At 61.8% G+C, this 15,740-nt stretch carries 12 protein-coding genes; 3 read left to right on the forward strand and 9 right to left on the reverse strand.

Features of this window, described 5'->3' with window-relative positions:
- Nucleotides 1-235 precede the first annotated feature (235 nt).
- Nucleotides 236-1,195, forward strand: a complete 960-nt coding sequence (tolA, locus tag HWX91_RS31905) for a cell envelope integrity protein TolA (protein WP_235429546.1) — start codon at nt 236-238, stop codon at nt 1,193-1,195.
- A 488-nt stretch (nt 1,196-1,683) separates the two neighbouring features.
- Here the strand turns inward: tolA and lgt are convergent, their stop codons facing one another.
- The 4 genes from lgt to HWX91_RS31925 all read right to left on the reverse strand — a co-directional run bounded on the left by lgt (nt 1,684) and on the right by HWX91_RS31925 (nt 6,088).
- The gene (gene lgt, locus HWX91_RS31910; RefSeq protein ID WP_028197086.1) at nt 1,684-2,565 is read right to left on the reverse strand and encodes a prolipoprotein diacylglyceryl transferase; all 882 of its coding nucleotides are present in this window, start codon (nt 2,563-2,565) and stop codon (nt 1,684-1,686) included.
- Between the two features lie 149 nt (nt 2,566-2,714).
- On the reverse strand, nt 2,715-4,049 hold the full coding sequence (gene secY / locus HWX91_RS31915; RefSeq protein ID WP_028197087.1) for a preprotein translocase subunit SecY: 1,335 nt from the start codon (nt 4,047-4,049) through the stop codon (nt 2,715-2,717).
- Nucleotides 4,050-4,270: 221 nt separating this feature from the next.
- A complete protein-coding gene (locus tag HWX91_RS31920) occupies nt 4,271-4,711 on the reverse strand; it encodes a MerR family DNA-binding protein (RefSeq protein ID WP_042275163.1) in 441 nt (146 codons plus the stop codon).
- Between the two features lie 378 nt (nt 4,712-5,089).
- Complete coding sequence (locus tag HWX91_RS31925) at nt 5,090-6,088, reverse strand: Tim44 domain-containing protein (protein ID WP_042275165.1); 999 nt, start codon at nt 6,086-6,088, stop codon at nt 5,090-5,092.
- Between the two features lie 1,008 nt (nt 6,089-7,096).
- Between HWX91_RS31925 and HWX91_RS31930 the strand changes: the two genes are divergently transcribed.
- The gene (locus HWX91_RS31930; protein WP_028197090.1) at nt 7,097-8,044 is read left to right on the forward strand and encodes an NAD(P)/FAD-dependent oxidoreductase; all 948 of its coding nucleotides are present in this window, start codon (nt 7,097-7,099) and stop codon (nt 8,042-8,044) included.
- Nucleotides 8,045-8,064: 20 nt separating this feature from the next.
- Nucleotides 8,065-9,474 (forward strand): ATP-grasp domain-containing protein, encoded by a 1,410-nt coding sequence (locus HWX91_RS31935; protein ID WP_081833083.1) that lies wholly within the window; start codon nt 8,065-8,067, stop codon nt 9,472-9,474.
- Between the two features lie 339 nt (nt 9,475-9,813).
- Here HWX91_RS31935 and HWX91_RS31940 read toward each other — a convergent pair whose 3' ends face one another.
- The 5 genes from HWX91_RS31940 to HWX91_RS31960 form a co-directional block, all read right to left on the reverse strand.
- Nucleotides 9,814-10,827, reverse strand: coding sequence for a D-cysteine desulfhydrase family protein (locus HWX91_RS31940; protein ID WP_042275166.1), 1,014 nt, complete (start codon nt 10,825-10,827; stop codon nt 9,814-9,816).
- Between the two features lie 213 nt (nt 10,828-11,040).
- On the reverse strand, nt 11,041-12,234 hold the full coding sequence (locus HWX91_RS31945; RefSeq protein ID WP_028197092.1) for a tetratricopeptide repeat protein: 1,194 nt from the start codon (nt 12,232-12,234) through the stop codon (nt 11,041-11,043).
- A gap of 139 nt (nt 12,235-12,373) precedes the next feature.
- Entirely contained in the window at nt 12,374-13,057 is a 684-nt protein-coding gene (locus HWX91_RS31950; RefSeq protein ID WP_025496319.1) for a PspA/IM30 family protein, read from the reverse strand.
- 584 nt (nt 13,058-13,641) lie between these two features.
- Nucleotides 13,642-14,295 (reverse strand): peroxiredoxin, encoded by a 654-nt coding sequence (locus tag HWX91_RS31955; protein WP_025496318.1) that lies wholly within the window; start codon nt 14,293-14,295, stop codon nt 13,642-13,644.
- 215 nt (nt 14,296-14,510) lie between these two features.
- A complete protein-coding gene (locus tag HWX91_RS31960) occupies nt 14,511-15,584 on the reverse strand; it encodes an MBL fold metallo-hydrolase (protein WP_025496317.1) in 1,074 nt (357 codons plus the stop codon).
- Nucleotides 15,585-15,740: the final 156 nt, after the last annotated feature.

Here is a 15,740-nt window from a genome sequence, read left to right on the forward strand (position 1 = left end):
GCATCGCCCGCTGCCTCACTGAGCTGCCGGACACTTCAGCGTAGCTTCGAAAGAGTCGGATTTACCCCGTGGACAGTGTTTCGCAGTCCGCACCGATCGCGAGATGAGTGGTACGCTACAGATACGTCGGCGACGGAGTGACGCTGAAAAACGCGACGCATAAAACCGATCGAAAGAAGTTCGTGACCAGCCACCGTAGGCGAATCTGAACCATTCGGTTCTGATGGCCGCCGACATGGACACGAAGTACGAAGGTGCAGTGATGGTGAGGTTGATGTCCTGGGCGAAGTCGCACAACGTGAAACGCACGGGGCTGCGAGTCAGATCGCATGCGACGGGAATCCCGGGCTTCCCGTTGCGTCCGCCGCGCGCGCGCGGCATCTGGCTCGCTTTCCTGCTCGCACTGACGACGCACGCGCTGCTCGCGTTGTTCCTGTTCAATGGCATCCGCTGGCAGAGCAGAACACCTGCGCGCGCGGATGCGCAACTGTGGTCTGCGGTGCCCGACATGGCGCCGCCACACCCGCAGGCGCCGCCCGCCCCTGCCCAGCTGATCCCGCCGCCCACACACGATGAACAGGCCGACATCACGTTGCGGGAAAGGCAACGCCGGAAACAGGTCGCCGCGCCACGCGCGGCCCCGACAAAGCCTGAGCGGCAGACTGCCGGGCAACAGCAGCAGAGCCAGCTGAAACGCGAACAGGCAGAGCAGCCGCTAACCACAGCGCAGCGAATGGCCGAACAGCAAAGAGAACTGGACGTGAAGCAGATGTCGCAAATGTCCCGGGAACAGGCGAAACAGGCGGCTGAGCAGGAACGTACCGCGAGGCTCGCTGCATTGCAGGCCATGGCCGCTGAACAGCCGTCAGCGAAGGGTGGCCTCGCGAACCGCGGTACTGGCTCCGGCGGTACGGCACCGTCGGCCGATTATGCCGACAGGGTCAGGCAGCGCGTGCGGCCGAACATCATCGCGCCGGGCGCCATCGAAGGGAATCCCGTTACCGTCATCGCAGTGCGCCTAAGGCCGGGCGGGGTGCTGCTTGGCGCCACTATTCAACGCTCGAGCGGCAATGCTCAATGGGACGATATCGCGTTGCGCGCCGTCCAGAAATCCGATCCGATGCCGCTCGACGTCAACGGTCAGACGCCGGCAAGCTTTCTGATTACGCTGCAGCCGAAAGACGGAGGCGGCTGATGGCGCACTGTCTGCGGGCGCAACCGGGTGCGCCTGTCGCGCAGATCAGTCAACAATCCTGGTGCTGTTTCTCACGCATCTTCCTGTGCATGAATACAACGCTTCGTACCCAGGAATACAACGCTTCATACCCAGGATGCGGGAGTGAATGTAGCCAGTTGCGCCTCTCGCCTTCGAACGCAAGAGGGCGCGCACTGCCCAGGCTCGACTGCCGGGGCGCGGCACATCACGTCCGTCTCGAAGAAGCGGGGTTGCGCGCAAAGAAAGCCAGTCGCGTCGGCGAGTTCGTTGCAATTGCCGCCGTTGGGTGTCGGTACGCCGGGCGCGGTGGGCTCGCGACAAGACTTGCCGCACACTCAGGCGCAGCGTCCGGTGTCCGGTGGGTTGGCTCCCCAAAGCGCCTCGGCGGAAACCGCCCCTCCAAACTCGTTGCTGCCTGCGTCCCGACACTCCGCCAGCGCTTGCGCCACGCGGTCGGGAAACACCATCTAAACGCTTCCTGCGCGCCTGTATGCCCACGCCATCACGGCCAGCCCCCCCAGAATCATCGGCAGCGACAGCCACTGCCCCATCGACATGCCCAATGCGAGGAGGCCCAGAAAATCGTCCGGCTCGCGCGCGAATTCCACCGTGAATCGCGCGAGACCATAGCCGGTCAGGAACATGGCGGACGCGGCGCCCACCGGGCGTGGCTTGCGCGTGAAAAACCACAGCACAAAAAACAGTACGATGCCTTCGAGCGCGATCTCGTACAGTTCGGAAGGATGACGCGGCAGCATGTGGTACTGCGCGAACACTGCGTCGAGATTCCATCGAGACGCGAGTTGCGGATGCGCCGCGAACCATGCAGCATCGTCTTTCGCTGCGGTGGGGAACAGCATTGCCCACGGCGCCTGCGGATCAGTGACGCGCCCCCACAGTTCGCCATTGATGAAATTGCCGAGACGCCCTGCGGCAAGACCGGCGGGCACCATCGGCGCGACGAAGTCGGTGACCTGCAGCCAGGTGCGTTTGCGTTGATACGCAAACAGCACCATCGCCAGCGTCACGCCGAGCAGGCCGCCGTGAAACGACATGCCGCCCTGCCAGACCTTGACGATGTCGAGCGGATGCGCGACGTAGTAGTTCGCCTTGTAGAACAGCACATAGCCGAGCCGCCCGCCGAGAATCGTGCCGACGATGCCGTAGAACAGCATGTCGTCGATGTCCCTGGCGGTCCAGCCCTGCGCGGCGACATGTGGCAGACGCAACCGCAACCGGCCGACGACGATTGCCGCAATGAACGCCACCAGGTACATGAGGCCGTACCATCGCACGGCGACCGGTCCGAGATGAATGGCGATGGGATCGAAGTTCGGGTGAATCAGCATTGACAGGCAACCTCAAAGGCCCGACCCGGCAGCAACAGGGCTTGACGACACCATTCGCGTGACCGCCCTGACGGCAGAGATGGCAGCCCGTGGCGCGCACGCCCGCAGTTGCCTTTGCATGGTGCTGTCTGTGTCATAGGTTTCGTTGCTCAATGGCGCGTCATGCCGCTGCCCTTGAAGCCGGCTTTCCAGAGCAGCGATTCATATTGCTGCGACATCACGTAGGATTGCACCTGCGCCATAAAATCCATCGTCACCACGACGATAATCAGCAGCGATGTTCCCCCAAAGTAGAACGGCACGTTCCAGCGCAGGACGATGAATTCCGGTAGCAGGGCAACCAGTACCAGATAAGCGGCACCGGCCAGCGTCAGGCGCGTCAGGACCGTGTCGATGTAACGCGCGGTCTGCTCACCCGGACGGATGCCTGGCACAAACGCGCCGCTCCTCTTGAGGTTGTCGGCCGTTTCCCGGCTGTTGAGCACCAGGGCGGTGTAAAAGAAGCAGAAGAAGGCGATCGCCAGTGCGTACAGCACGACATAGACCGGCTGACCCGGCGAAAGCTGGCTGGCGACATCCTTGAGCCAACGCGTGTTCTCACCCGTGCTGAACCAGTTCGCGAAAGTCGCCGGGAACAGGATGATCGACGACGCAAAGATCGGCGGGATCACGCCGGACATGTTCAGTTTGAGCGGCAGGTGCGACGCCTGGCCGCCGTAGAGCCGGGTACCCACCTGATGCTTGGCGTAATTCAGCAGGATCTTGCGCTGCCCACGCTCGACGAACACCACGAAAAAGGTCACCGACACGACCAGCGCACCAATCACGATCGCCGAGAAGATAGCCATCGAACCCGTGCGCACCAGCTCGAACAGGCCGCCAACCGCGTTGGGCAGGCCCGCCGCGATACCGGCGAAAATGATGATCGAGATGCCGTTGCCCAGGCCCCGCTCGGTAAGCTGTTCGCCGAGCCACATCAGGAACATCGTGCCCGTCAGGAGCGTCACCGCCGTGGTCAGGCGGAACAGCAGGCCCGGATCGATCACGAGACCAGGCTGGTTTTCCAGCGCCACCGCGATGCCGAACGCCTGGAAGGTGGCCAGCACCACAGTGGAGTACCGGGTGTACTGGGTGATCCTGCGCTGGCCAGCCTGGCCTTCCTTGCGCAACGCCTCCAGTTGCGGCGAAACGATCGCCAGCAATTGCATGATGATCGATGCGGAGATGTAGGGCATGATGCCCAGCGCGAAGACCGTGAAGCGCGACAATGCGCCCCCTGAAAACAGGTTGAACAGGCCCATGATGCCGCCCTGTTGATGCTGGAACAGTTGTGCCAGCCGATCGGGGTCGATGCCCGGCACCGGGATGTGCGCGCCGATCCGGTAGACGACCAGTCCCAGCAGCAGGAATATCAGCCGGCGGCGCAGATCGCCGTATTTCCGGCCGAGCAAACTGGTATAGCGGGGAGTCTCAGAATTCGCCATGAACACCTCCGTGTTGCCCCGTGCGCAACTCAGCCTGCGGGCTCTGCTGTTGCCGCGGCCGGTTTGATCACTCCACCGAGGACCCGACCCGTCGCGCCTGCCACTTCAACCCTCGCGCATATGTCGGCACCGACAATGCAGGTCTGCAGCAAAGGGGGCACGCTGATCCGCGATCCGTGCTTAACCAGTGATTCTGTGGCGTGCATGGTGGTTATCCCTTGTCAGCCAGGGGTCGACAGGGGGTGGTGCGATTCCGGACAGCATCGATCCTTCACCTCGCCATTCCGTTTCGCAATGTCGGGTAATGCTGGTCGTTTGGCGTCTGCGCAGTGCCGGACCAGGTGCCTCAGGCAGTCACGCATGGCGCGAAGTTCTTCGAGGCGCCCGTTTAACGTGTTGATGTGCTCGAGCGCGAGCGTTTTAACCTCATCACTGGTGCGATCAGCGTCCTGCCATAGTCCGAGCAGACGCTGGATCTGCCCAATCGTAAAACCAACGCGACGGGCGCAACCGATGAGCCTCAGCATGTGGGCGTCCTGCTGGCCGTACACGCGATAACCGGCGGCGTTGCGCGAGGCGGGACGCAGCAGGTGAATGCTGTCATAGTAGCGAATCAGTTTGGCTGAAACGCCGGACACCCTGGCTGCCTGTCCGATATTCATGCTGCCCTCGTTCGTCCACGCGTCCCGTACAGTCCGGTGTCCGGGGGACCTCTGCTGACCCCTTACGCACGCCAGCCCCACGCGCCCATCGCCGCATGACGCCCGATAGCCGGTAGAGAGATCGGGCGATGCCGACACCTCCTTACTTCAGTTCAGCGTACAACGTTCCACCATAGGAAAGTCAAGGGCTTTCCGTGCGCCGGGATGCCCCTCCGCATCGAAAATAACGCTCAGGCGGCTGCGCGATCCGACGCGATGCCAGCGATCGGCGCCCCGCTTACTCCCCACGGTCAGATGGCACGCAACCCGTAAAACCGACGCAGGAAGAACGACCGTCCAACCGGTGACGCCATGCCACTGATCCATCTGCCGGCTGTTTCAGCTGACCTGCTGGATGCCTGCGAGCAGCCAGCCTTCTCCCCGCTTCGCTTGCCTTGACAGGGTCCACATTTCGGAAAACGGTTCGGCTGCCGCGCTCGCCGTCTCGCGAATCAATCCGTGGAAACGCACGGTCGCAAGGGACTCGTCGCCGCGCTCCTCAACGCCGACCATTTCCGCATCGAGTTGCACGACATCGGTGTGGTTCGGCGTAACGCCGCGCTGGTCGAGATCGACCTTGATCTCGGCAAACATCTCCGGCGTGGTGAATCCGCGGATCTCATCGAGGTCACCCTTGTCCCACGCCGACTGCATCCTGACGAAGTAGACCGTGGCATTGTGCAGGAACGCTTTGGTGTCGAAACCGGCCGGCAAGCCCGAGGGTTGTGCCGGGCTGACGATGCCGGGCGTCGATGACGCTTCAGCCAGCGGCGCGTTGTAGGTCCCGGTTGGGGGGGCCGCGGACGTATCCTGTACCTGCTGCGGCCATGCACCGTGCGGCGCGGACTTTATCGCTGGCCTGACGCCCTGCGTGTACCACGGCATGCCGCCAGCGCGGCGGCGGGCAAGAAGGCGAAATACCCAGACGGCGAGCATTGCCAGCGCCGCGATAATCAGAAGATTCGCCATCACTCCCGCGAGCGCACCACCCAGCCCGAAGTGCGACAGCAGCGCTGCAATGCCGAGCCCGGCGGCGAGACCGGCAATCGGCCCGAGCCAGCGGTTGGGCGATGGCTGGGGCGTGGCTGCAGGTGGCGTAGCGGGCGTGGCCTGTTGCGTGCGCGATGGCGACGTTGGCTGGACCGGCGTGCTTTGCTGGCGTTGGATCGATTGCGATTGTCGGCCGAAACTGCGGCCGCCTCCGAGCCGCGCTGCATCCGCTTCGTTTGACGCGACGACACCGATAGTGAGCACAGCGGCCATGGCGAGCACCACCACACGGTTCAGGGAAACCCACCCGAACACGCGACTTAACCGATTTGATTGTGGACTGTCCATCAAACCTCCTTGTGAGGTAACGGATTGGAACTCGACTGTCCTGACGACTACGGGATCAGGCCGCCTGCAGTTGCTGCGGCCCTCGCATGCGAGGGCTCACAGGTCATTGCTTAAGTTCACCTTACAACTTTCCACGATAGGAAGGTCAAGCTCTTTTCATCATCTCGCCGCTGTCCCCCGAAGTGGATCGCGGTGCAGCGTTGAACCGGATGGCCATGCGCGATCAGGAAGATGGGCATGTCAGCGTTGCGCATCAGGCGCCTGACGAAGCCGACGTAAGACGGGATGCAGAACTAGTCGTCAAAACACATGAAATCTCGTTGGCCGCGCGGCGGCCACAAGCGTGGTGCGCGGCGCTGGCTGACCACGTGCATGGGTCGTCGCCGATGGACTCAGCTGGGCTCCCGCCAACACTCAGATCCGGAATCATTCACTGGCCGGGACGCCTCAATCGCTCCGCTGCTCGCCATGTCCTGATGGTTCTGGAGGACGGGACGCACATGGAAACAGGGTAATGCCCTACGCAAAGACGCTTGACTTTCCAATCGAGGCAAACCCCAGACTTTGAACCATGGTCGACCCTGCGGAGATTTCCATGTACCGATGCGCGGCAGAAAGCAGGCGATGCGCGCACAACGCCTGCGTGATTGCGAACGCCGATCAATGCCGTCGACCGCGAATGCAAAAGTCGGCATCGATCTGGGCGCCGCGAGGTGTTGATGCACAGCATGCGCTCCATAGCCGTACTGGAGACCGCGACGGGTCAAGCTGTACCCGCAATCAGAGCGATCGCCCTTCTGCGGCCGGCGGTCACCCTCGAGAGCGATGGCATGTTCAGCTCGCTGGGCATTCCTGAAAAAAGTCGGGCTTGAGATAACGCCGCGGGGCAGTAACCGCCGACCTCGAGAATCCATCAGCACCCGACAACATCATTTGCGCGGCGGCGCTTCCTCCTGTCACAGCGAGGCCGGCGCGCGACAGCAGACGGATGCCATACCGAAGAAGGAAATGAATAAACCCCCTACATCACAGAGCGTCGATTGCCTGGTCATCGGTGCGGGCGTCGCGGGACTTACCGCGGCCACCTACCTTGCCCGGTATCGTCGCAGCATACAGGTCATTGACGCGGGCGAAAGCCGCGCCTCGTTGATTCCAGTTTCACATAACTGTCCGGGGTACCCGGACGGCATCGCGGGCAACGATCTACTTGCACGGCTACGCACACAAGCTTTGCGTTATGGCGTTAGCGTGACTGCTGCGACGGTGGGAGAACTTAGCAGGCAAGAGGACGGAACGTTTCTGGCGTCGACTGCGCACACCTGCATCCAGGCCAGAAAAGTGCTGCTTGCTACTGGCGTCGTCGACATCGAGCCCGCTCTTCCCGATCTGAAGGACGCCGTTCATCGGGGCCTGGTGCGCCACTGTCCTATCTGCGATGGCTACGAGGTTATAGGCAAGAGAGTGGCGGTCATCGCGCAAGACAATGAGGCTCTGAAAGAAGCCCTGTTCATTCGGACCTACACGGCTGACCTGACGCTGTTCACCCTTGGTCACAAGGGAGCATTTTCCGGCACAGATCGCCAGAAACTCGAAACAGCCGGAATTGCCGTCATCGAAGAGGGAATTCCCGCGCTGCGTATGGAAGGAGATCGGATCGCCGCCCTGCAAACTCACGGCGGCAAGGAGTATCAGTTCGATTCGATTTACTCTGCTTTGGGCGACACGGTGAGGTCAGACCTGGCCTTGGCCCTGGGCGCGAGTCACGCCCCCGACAGGACCTTGATTGTTGACCAGCACATGATGACATCCATCGCCGGTCTATATGCGGCAGGTGACGTGGTACATAGCCTCGATCAGATCGCCGTGGCTTTTGGGGAGGCAGCGATCGCTGCCACATCCATGCACGATCGTCTGAACACGGAGGGCTGGGTGGCCGGCTACCGGGACGGCGGCTGACAAGGCGCGTCCCGCCACCGATGAGTAGGCGGGTTTTTATAACCAGTGAGTACGAAAGCATCATGAACTCATGCGGAAAAGACGAAAGAGAAATTGCCTCCGGTCGCAAGAAGGTGGCCCTGATCTGCCCGACCATGTGGGACGATGCGGAACTGCCCGGCGTGCTCGCAACAACGGGCTATGAGGTCATGCCTTATGGAACGGACGTGAGTGAACACCCAGACGGGTTCGATGCCTTGAGCTTCATCGATAACGCGGTCGCCGCGCTGCGCATGGCCGGGCTGCATGGCGTCATGGCGTCGGACGATTATCCGGGCAGCATCCTCGCGGCAGCGATCGCGCAACGCCTTGGACTGCCGGGCCCGGGGTCGGGAAAAGTCCTGCTATGCCAGCACAAGTACTACTCGCGCCTGGCCCAGCGCGCCGCGGTGCCGGAAGCAGTGCCATCGTTTGCGCTCGTCCGTGGCGACGGGGGCGCCGAACAGCCGCAGATACCGATGCCCGCTTTCGTGAAACCGGTCAAATCCTTCTTTTCCATCCTCGCGCAACGTGTCGACACCCCGGACGAGCTAAGGCGACTGGCGAAAGCCGCGCGGCCGCATCTGCACAGCTTTGTCAAACCGTTCAATGTCCTGCTGCAACGCTTTACCGACTTTCCGGTGAACGGGAGTCACCTCATCGCCGAAAGGGTGCTCGACGGCGCCCAGGTCACGGTCGAGTGCTGCATGTATCGCGGCGAGTTCATGCTCGTCGGCATCACGGACTCTGTCATGTATCCGGGCACGATCAGCTTTGCCCGTTTCGAGTATCCATCCCGACTGGGAGAAACTGTTCAGCGAAAGATGTCAGCCATCGCCGGGCGTTGTGCGCTCGCAATCGGCCTCGACAACTGTTTGTTCAATGTCGAGATGTTTTATAACGAGAAAGCGAAGACGGTTCATATCATCGAAATCAATCCGCGGATGTGTCCTCAGTTCGCGGATATGATGGAAAAGGTGAACGGGGTCAACACATACGAGATCGCGCTCGCGATTGCAAGCGGTGTTCGCCCAGTGACGACGCGTAAAGGCGCGCGCTATCGCGCGGCGGTCAGCTACGTGCCGCGGCTATTCGAAGACAGGCTCGTGCGGCAGGTCCCGGATCAAACGGAAATAGACGATCTCCTCCTGCGCTTTCCCGATGCGCGGTTCAAGCTGCTGTGTGCAGCGGGCCGCCGACTTTCGTCTGAACTGCAGGACGGCAAAAGCTATCGATATGCACTGCTTAATATGGGTGGCGAGAGTCGGGCTGACGCAGTCGTTCGCTGTGAGGTCGCACTTCGAGGATTAACGTTCCGGTTCGACGATCCGGTGCAGTCACAGTCCGCGCGTGCCATTTCCGCCGCAAATCGGGAACTCACTGAACCCGACCCGACGACCATGAGCGGCTGACCTGCCTGGACGGCCCGCTCCAGCGCTTTGAGCATGCCCAGAATTTCTCAGCGCCAGCCTTGCCGAAGCGAGCAAGCCGATCAAAACCGGGCACGGCTCGTTCGTTCGACTTCGAACCCAACTTGGGTCTGGCGAGTGCCACCCCATCAGGGCATCAGGTCCGGCCTAACGCGTTGGGAGATTTGTGTCATGGCGTGAGCAATTGGCACCCCCCCTTCCTGGCGTCGTCTCAGGCTGCGGAAATGTCCTCACGCAACGCGTCCACGGTGCATGCGGTCCGGACATCCTGGACCGCCTCCCGGCGATACCTGCGAGCGGATTGTCAGGTCGAAACGTTCGCTAGAACGCGCTACGGTACGCAAATAACCCCGGCAGTCCGCCAGTCATAACAAATAGAACGCGTTGTCCAGCGTGATATTTCCCAGTTTCCACATCGTGTAAAAGGCCTGCGAACGCCTTTCCGCCATATACAGGATCAACGAACAGGCCTTCGGTTGAGGCCAGCAGACGGACCGCGTTGCGCATGCCGTCAGTAGGTATCCCATATCCATCACCCAACTGCCCGCCCTCGATTGCGACAGCGTCGTCAGAAACTGTCAGTTCGGGATCGATGAGCCTGACGGTTTGATTCGCCTTGTCGAGCGTGGCGGACCGAGCCTGGTCGGGCTGGCTATATACGGTGTGCCCAACGATGGACGACGGGGATTTGCCGAGCGCTACGACACCGGCGATCAGCCCGGCATGCATTCCGCCACTTCCGTTGGGCACGACGATATGATCAAACAACAGCCCTGAAGCGTCAGATTGCTCTGCGATTTCCACCGCACAATCGGCATATCCAAGACAACCGACGGGACTTGAACCGCCGAGTGGGCAGACATACACGCTGCGCCCTTCCGCGCGTAACGTATTCGCGCGATCTTCCGCGAACGCCAGTGCGTTAGCGGAAGCCGGAAGATCGTGGACATGGGCGCCGAGCAGGCTATCGAGCAGGATGTTTCCGTTTTCGATGTAGTCTTCGTCATAACGCGGAACCAATCTGGTCAGGACGAGCTCACATTTGAGTCCTGCCCGAACAGCTGCGGCCGCGGTAAGGCGTGCGTGATTTGATTGTCGCGCGCCCACCGTGATGATCGTATCGGCACCACCCGTGAGTGCTTCACCAATCAGGAATTCGAGCTTTCGAAGCTTGTTGCCCCCGCCACCGAGGCCGTTCAAGTCCTCTCTTTTGACAAAAATCTCGGCTCCACCGAGATACCTGCTCAAGCGGGACAGATGTTGAATGGGCGTCGGTCCTTCAAGAAGAGCGAAGCGACGAAATTTTGACAGATCCAGTCTGGAAACAGGAGGCATCGTGGCGGTCCATAAGGAGAAGTCTCGTTACCGGGCGCGCACGAATGAATGCGCCGACGGCGTGTGCGTTGCGCAGCGAGATGCTATCCGGTGCCTCGTTTGGTCGAAACAGTCGTCCAGCATTTCCCACTCTGAACGTGGGTGTCTCCCCGGCAAGCAACACGAGGACAGGAGACGGCAACGCGCCGCGTCCATTTCGGACCAGGTCCGCTCCTAGCTCCCGTTGCTCCAGTCGTCGCCGCCGCCCGTGTCGATCTCGCCACCGCCGCCGCCGCCGCTGGTGTCATTCCAGTTGTCGCTACCCTGCCCTGCGTCGATACCGGCATCGCCGTTGTGGCGACGCTCGCCCTCGCCCCACACCTCACGCTCGATGACACGGTCGCGATGACCACCGAGCAGTTGCCCAAGCAACATGCCGGTCACCAGGCTGCCCAGGCCGCCCATGCCGCCCAGCCAGCCGCCGGGTTGCTGGAAGACCACCGCGGGCCGCGCCGGCGGCCCGGCCGCCGGATGGTGGCCGAAACCCTCGGCTTCCTGCGCATATGGCGATGGACCGCTCATCGGCCCCGCAGTGGTGGCCACGGCGTCTGCCGCATTCGGATCGGGACGGCCCTCGGCACGCGCCTTCAGGCCGTTGATACGCCGGGCGAGTTCTTCGAGGCGATAGCCGGGCACCGGATTGCTGCTGTTCGACAGCGCATCGGCGAGTTCTCGCAGTTGCGTTTCGACGTCCTCGACCTCATGTTCGAGCGCTTCGTGGCCGGCTGTGACCGAAAGGCGCACGTCGAGTTTTAACGCGCGCACTGCGTTTAACAGGTCGGTCGCGCGTTTGAGCTGCGCACGGCGCTGATCGGTCGCGCGAGCGTCGTCGTTCAGGCGCGCCCGGCGCAGTGTCCACCGCACCACCAGCACGATGCTGGCCAGCACCATCGCAAGGCCGAGCCACATGCCGATCGAGGGGCCACGCCTACCGAGCGACGCAGGCGCGAGCGGGTGTGGCGTAACCGCTGCGCGGGGGGTAACGTCGGTCGTCATGCCGGCCGCCGGACTGGCCGACGCGCTACCTGGGTCTGCGCGGTTTACCTCCGCCTGCACGCGCGATTCGATCACAGTGAAACGCGAAGGATCGCGCGCAAAGCGCAACTGCGGATCCAGCGCTCGGGCCTTTTCGAGGTCGCCAAGCGCATCGGCCGGACGGCCCTCGCGCTCAAGAACCTGACCGTACAGGTAGTGCGCCCGCGCGCTGTCCGGATGAGTCTGCAGGACCCGCGCGAGTTCAGCATCGGCTTTCTGCCAGTTGCCTTGTGACATCGCGCGTTCGACGTCGCTTGCGCCCGGCAGCGCTACTGCGGCGGCCGACATCGCCAGCGCGCCGGCGGCAACGACCGTTGCGAGAAATTTCTTCATGACCACACGGAACGCGCAGGCGTCCCGTCCTTCGTGCTTCATCGTCCCGGGTCAGGTACGCGCGGGCTGCATCGGATCTTCGCCGCACGCGCCATTCCGTTCATGTTTCCCATCGCGCTGAGGAGCGCTGCCGGTCGTGTCAGGGCCGTGCAGGCGGGTCGAGCTGCTTTTTCAGGGCTTCGAGCCGGTCGTCAACCGACGGCCCTTTCGACAGCGCGACAAGGCGGTCGTCGAGCGCCTTGCCGCTCCTTTCGTCCGCCGAGTTCAGCCGCGCGTCCGAGCGCGCGTCTTGCAGCTGGACCTTATCCTCAAGCTTCCCAAAATCCTCCGTGAAATTCTTGCCACCGATGCCGCCCAGCACACTCGCTGCGGTGTCCTTCGCCTGCGCGATTTCCTGCTTCGCCTGCAGGATATTCGAGCGCGCGTTCAGGTCATTGCGGCGTTGGCGCATCTCGGCAATCTGGGCTTTCAGATGCTCGACCGATGGTTCGAGGGTCGACAGTTCCTTTACGAGCGCGTCGCGTTCCGCCTCGGCGTTCGCCTGCGCGGTCAGCGCTTCACGCGCGAGCGCTTCGTCGCCGCCTTGCAGTGCCCGTTTCGCGCCATCTGCGTATTTCTTCGCCTTGTCCGCGGCGACGTCACGTTTGCTTTGCTGCATGGCGACCTGCGCTTCGATCTCGATCAGCGAGTTCTCCGCTTTCGCCATGCTGTCATCAAGCTCGCGAACGATCTGGCGCGCATCACGCGAGGGGTCCTGGACCGAGTCTGCGGCATCGTTCAAAAGCCCGTTGAGCGTCCGCGAGATTGTGTTAAGCAACGACATGAAATCCTCCTAACAATGAATGACAGCGCAATGGTGCTCCTGCGGCGCCGACACGCCCCGGTGTTCCGGTCGCTCGTGCAGTAACTTGTCTCGCCGACGGCCCGCAGCCGGCCTATGTCCACAGACTTCCGGGAACCACCGGTCTGCGCCTATCGCGCCGCTTTCACCCCACGTGCGACACGGCTATTTCGGTCGGTTATTGCCGATCAACACATATTCACTGTAGAGCTTCCGGTTGTGGAAAGGTCAAGGACTTTTGGTGCAAACCCGTCAACTGAGGATATGCAAGCGAGTTACGAGGTAAGTCAGGGACACCCGTTTTTTCAATCCCGGCAGAGCCGAGCCCATGTCCTTAACTGGCGTCGACTCCAGTCTTGTGAGATCGCGATTTGCAGACAACCACACAGACTGGAACTTGGGTGACCAGCAGCCGTGAAACATCGTGCGACTATGATCCTAACGAGATGTGGCACGTGCGTCTGTGGCTATCAAGGTGGCAAGACTTGCGTCATATCAGTTGCGCATTGAACCGAAGGCGGCGTCGATGTCAACGCCGCCCGCGTCCATCGTTGTCGGTGCTGCTGTTACGTCGGCTGCGACACAACCCGCAAATACGGCTTGATCGTCTTGAAACCCTGCGGATATTTCTTCTTCGCATCATCATCGGAAACGGACGTCGGGATGATGACGTCGTCGCCCGGTTTCCAGTTCACTGGCGTGGCAACTGCGTGCTTCGCGTTCAGTTGCAGCGCGTCGAGCAGACGCAGCACCTCGTCGAAATTGCGGCCCGCGCTCATCGGATACACGAGCATGGCCTTGACCTTCTTGTCAGGGCCGACGATGAACACCGAGCGCACCGTGGCATTGTCCACCGCGGTGCGCGGACCACCACTTGCGTTCGGGTGGATCATGTCATAGAGCTTCGCGACCGTCAGGTCCGGGTCGCCGATCAGCGGATAGTTGACCGCGTGCCCCTGGGTTTCTTCAATATCGCCGACCCATTTCTGATGGTCGCTGACGGGATCAACGCTGAGTCCGATGATCCTGGTGTTACGCTTCTCGAATTCCGGCTTCAGGCCGGCCATATATCCGAGCTCGGTGGTGCAGACCGGCGTGAAATCCTTCGGATGCGAAAACAGAATGGCCCACTTGTCCCCGATCCATTCGTGAAACCGGATCGTTCCTTCCGTTGTTTCGGCCGTGAAATCGGGTGCTTCCTCGCCAATACGAATCGACATGTCAAACCTCCAGTACGTGTATGAGTCGAAGTGACCCCGCAGCGAAACAGCGGGCACTCCGGGTTGAGAAACACGAATATTCATTGTGCGCCTTTCCCGGGACGCGGCGAACCTGGATGATGTCCGTGAGCACAGGGGCGGAATTCGCGCACTCGCCGATCTGCCGATTGCGATGAGCGCCGCCCGAAATCACCGCACTGGTGGGCTTGCATCGCTCAGGCACTCCCGATGTCCACGGTATGTCCTTCCGCGCGCCAGCGCAACATGCCGCCCGCGAGGTTGGCGACACGATCGAACCCGGCCTGCTGGAGGATGATCGTGGCCTGAGCCGAACGCCCTCCGGCCCGGCAAATGGTCACGATCGGGCGGTCCTGGGACAGCTCGCTGACCCGCTGTGCCAGTTCACCCAGCGGAATGAGCGTGGCGCCACCGATGCGTCCCAGCGACCCGACGAACTCTATGGGTTCCCGCACGTCGATCACCTGGACCGAATCCACGTTTTCTTCAAGCCATTGCGCCTGAACCTCCCATATGCCGGCAAAGGTATAGTTCAACGGAGCCCAGTCCGGATCAGCCGTCTGTGTCGGATCATTCGCAGTGAGGCCGCATTTCAGATTGGCGGGAACCGCGACATCAATCTTCCGGGGATGCGGCAATCGAAGGTTCGCCATGTATCCGACGAAGTCGTCCTCGCTCAGTTCGCCGCCTAACCTCGGATTGAAGCGCCGTTCTTCGGCGACACTCGTTGCGGTCAGCCCCCGATAATCGTGGGCGGGGTAAAGCAGACATGCTTCCGGTAGCGTGAATATTTGACGACGCACCGATTGATACATGGCACGCGGATCGCCGTTCTGGAAATCGGTGCGACCGGTGCCTCGGATCAGCAAACAGTCACCGGTGAAGGCCACGCTTGCGTCGTCCAGCACAAAGGTCAGGCATGCATGTGTATGACCGGGCGTTGCACGGACTTGCAGATGGCGCGTGCCAAATGCAATTTCATCACCGGGCATCAGATAACGGTCCGCGCCGACTGCTCCGCTTGCCGCCGAGACGCCGATCCGGGCACCGGTTCGACGCTTGAGCATCCAGCCGCCCGTGACGTGATCCGCGTGGACATGAGTGTCGAGCGTATAAAGCAACCGCAATCCGAGCTCTTCGACGAGCGCCGCATCCCGGCGTGCCTGCTCGAACACCGGGTCAATGATCACCGCTTCGCCGCTGTTACGGTCGGCAAGGAGGTATGTGTAGGTTGCCGATTGCTGGTCGAATAGCTGCCGGAAAATGAGCATGGTCCAACTCCCTGACCCCGGCGAGGAGCCGTTGAGGGTCGCATACACAAACTTAACTGCGCTTGCCAACGCGACCCGCGTTGTTGCTGGTCAACGACCTGAACGCCAGTTGGCGGCGCTCCATTGACGGATGTCCGGAGTCCGCCAGGCCGTCGA

The sequence above is a fragment of the Paraburkholderia fungorum genome, assembly GCF_902833645.1.
GTDB lineage: Bacteria > Pseudomonadota > Gammaproteobacteria > Burkholderiales > Burkholderiaceae > Paraburkholderia > Paraburkholderia fungorum.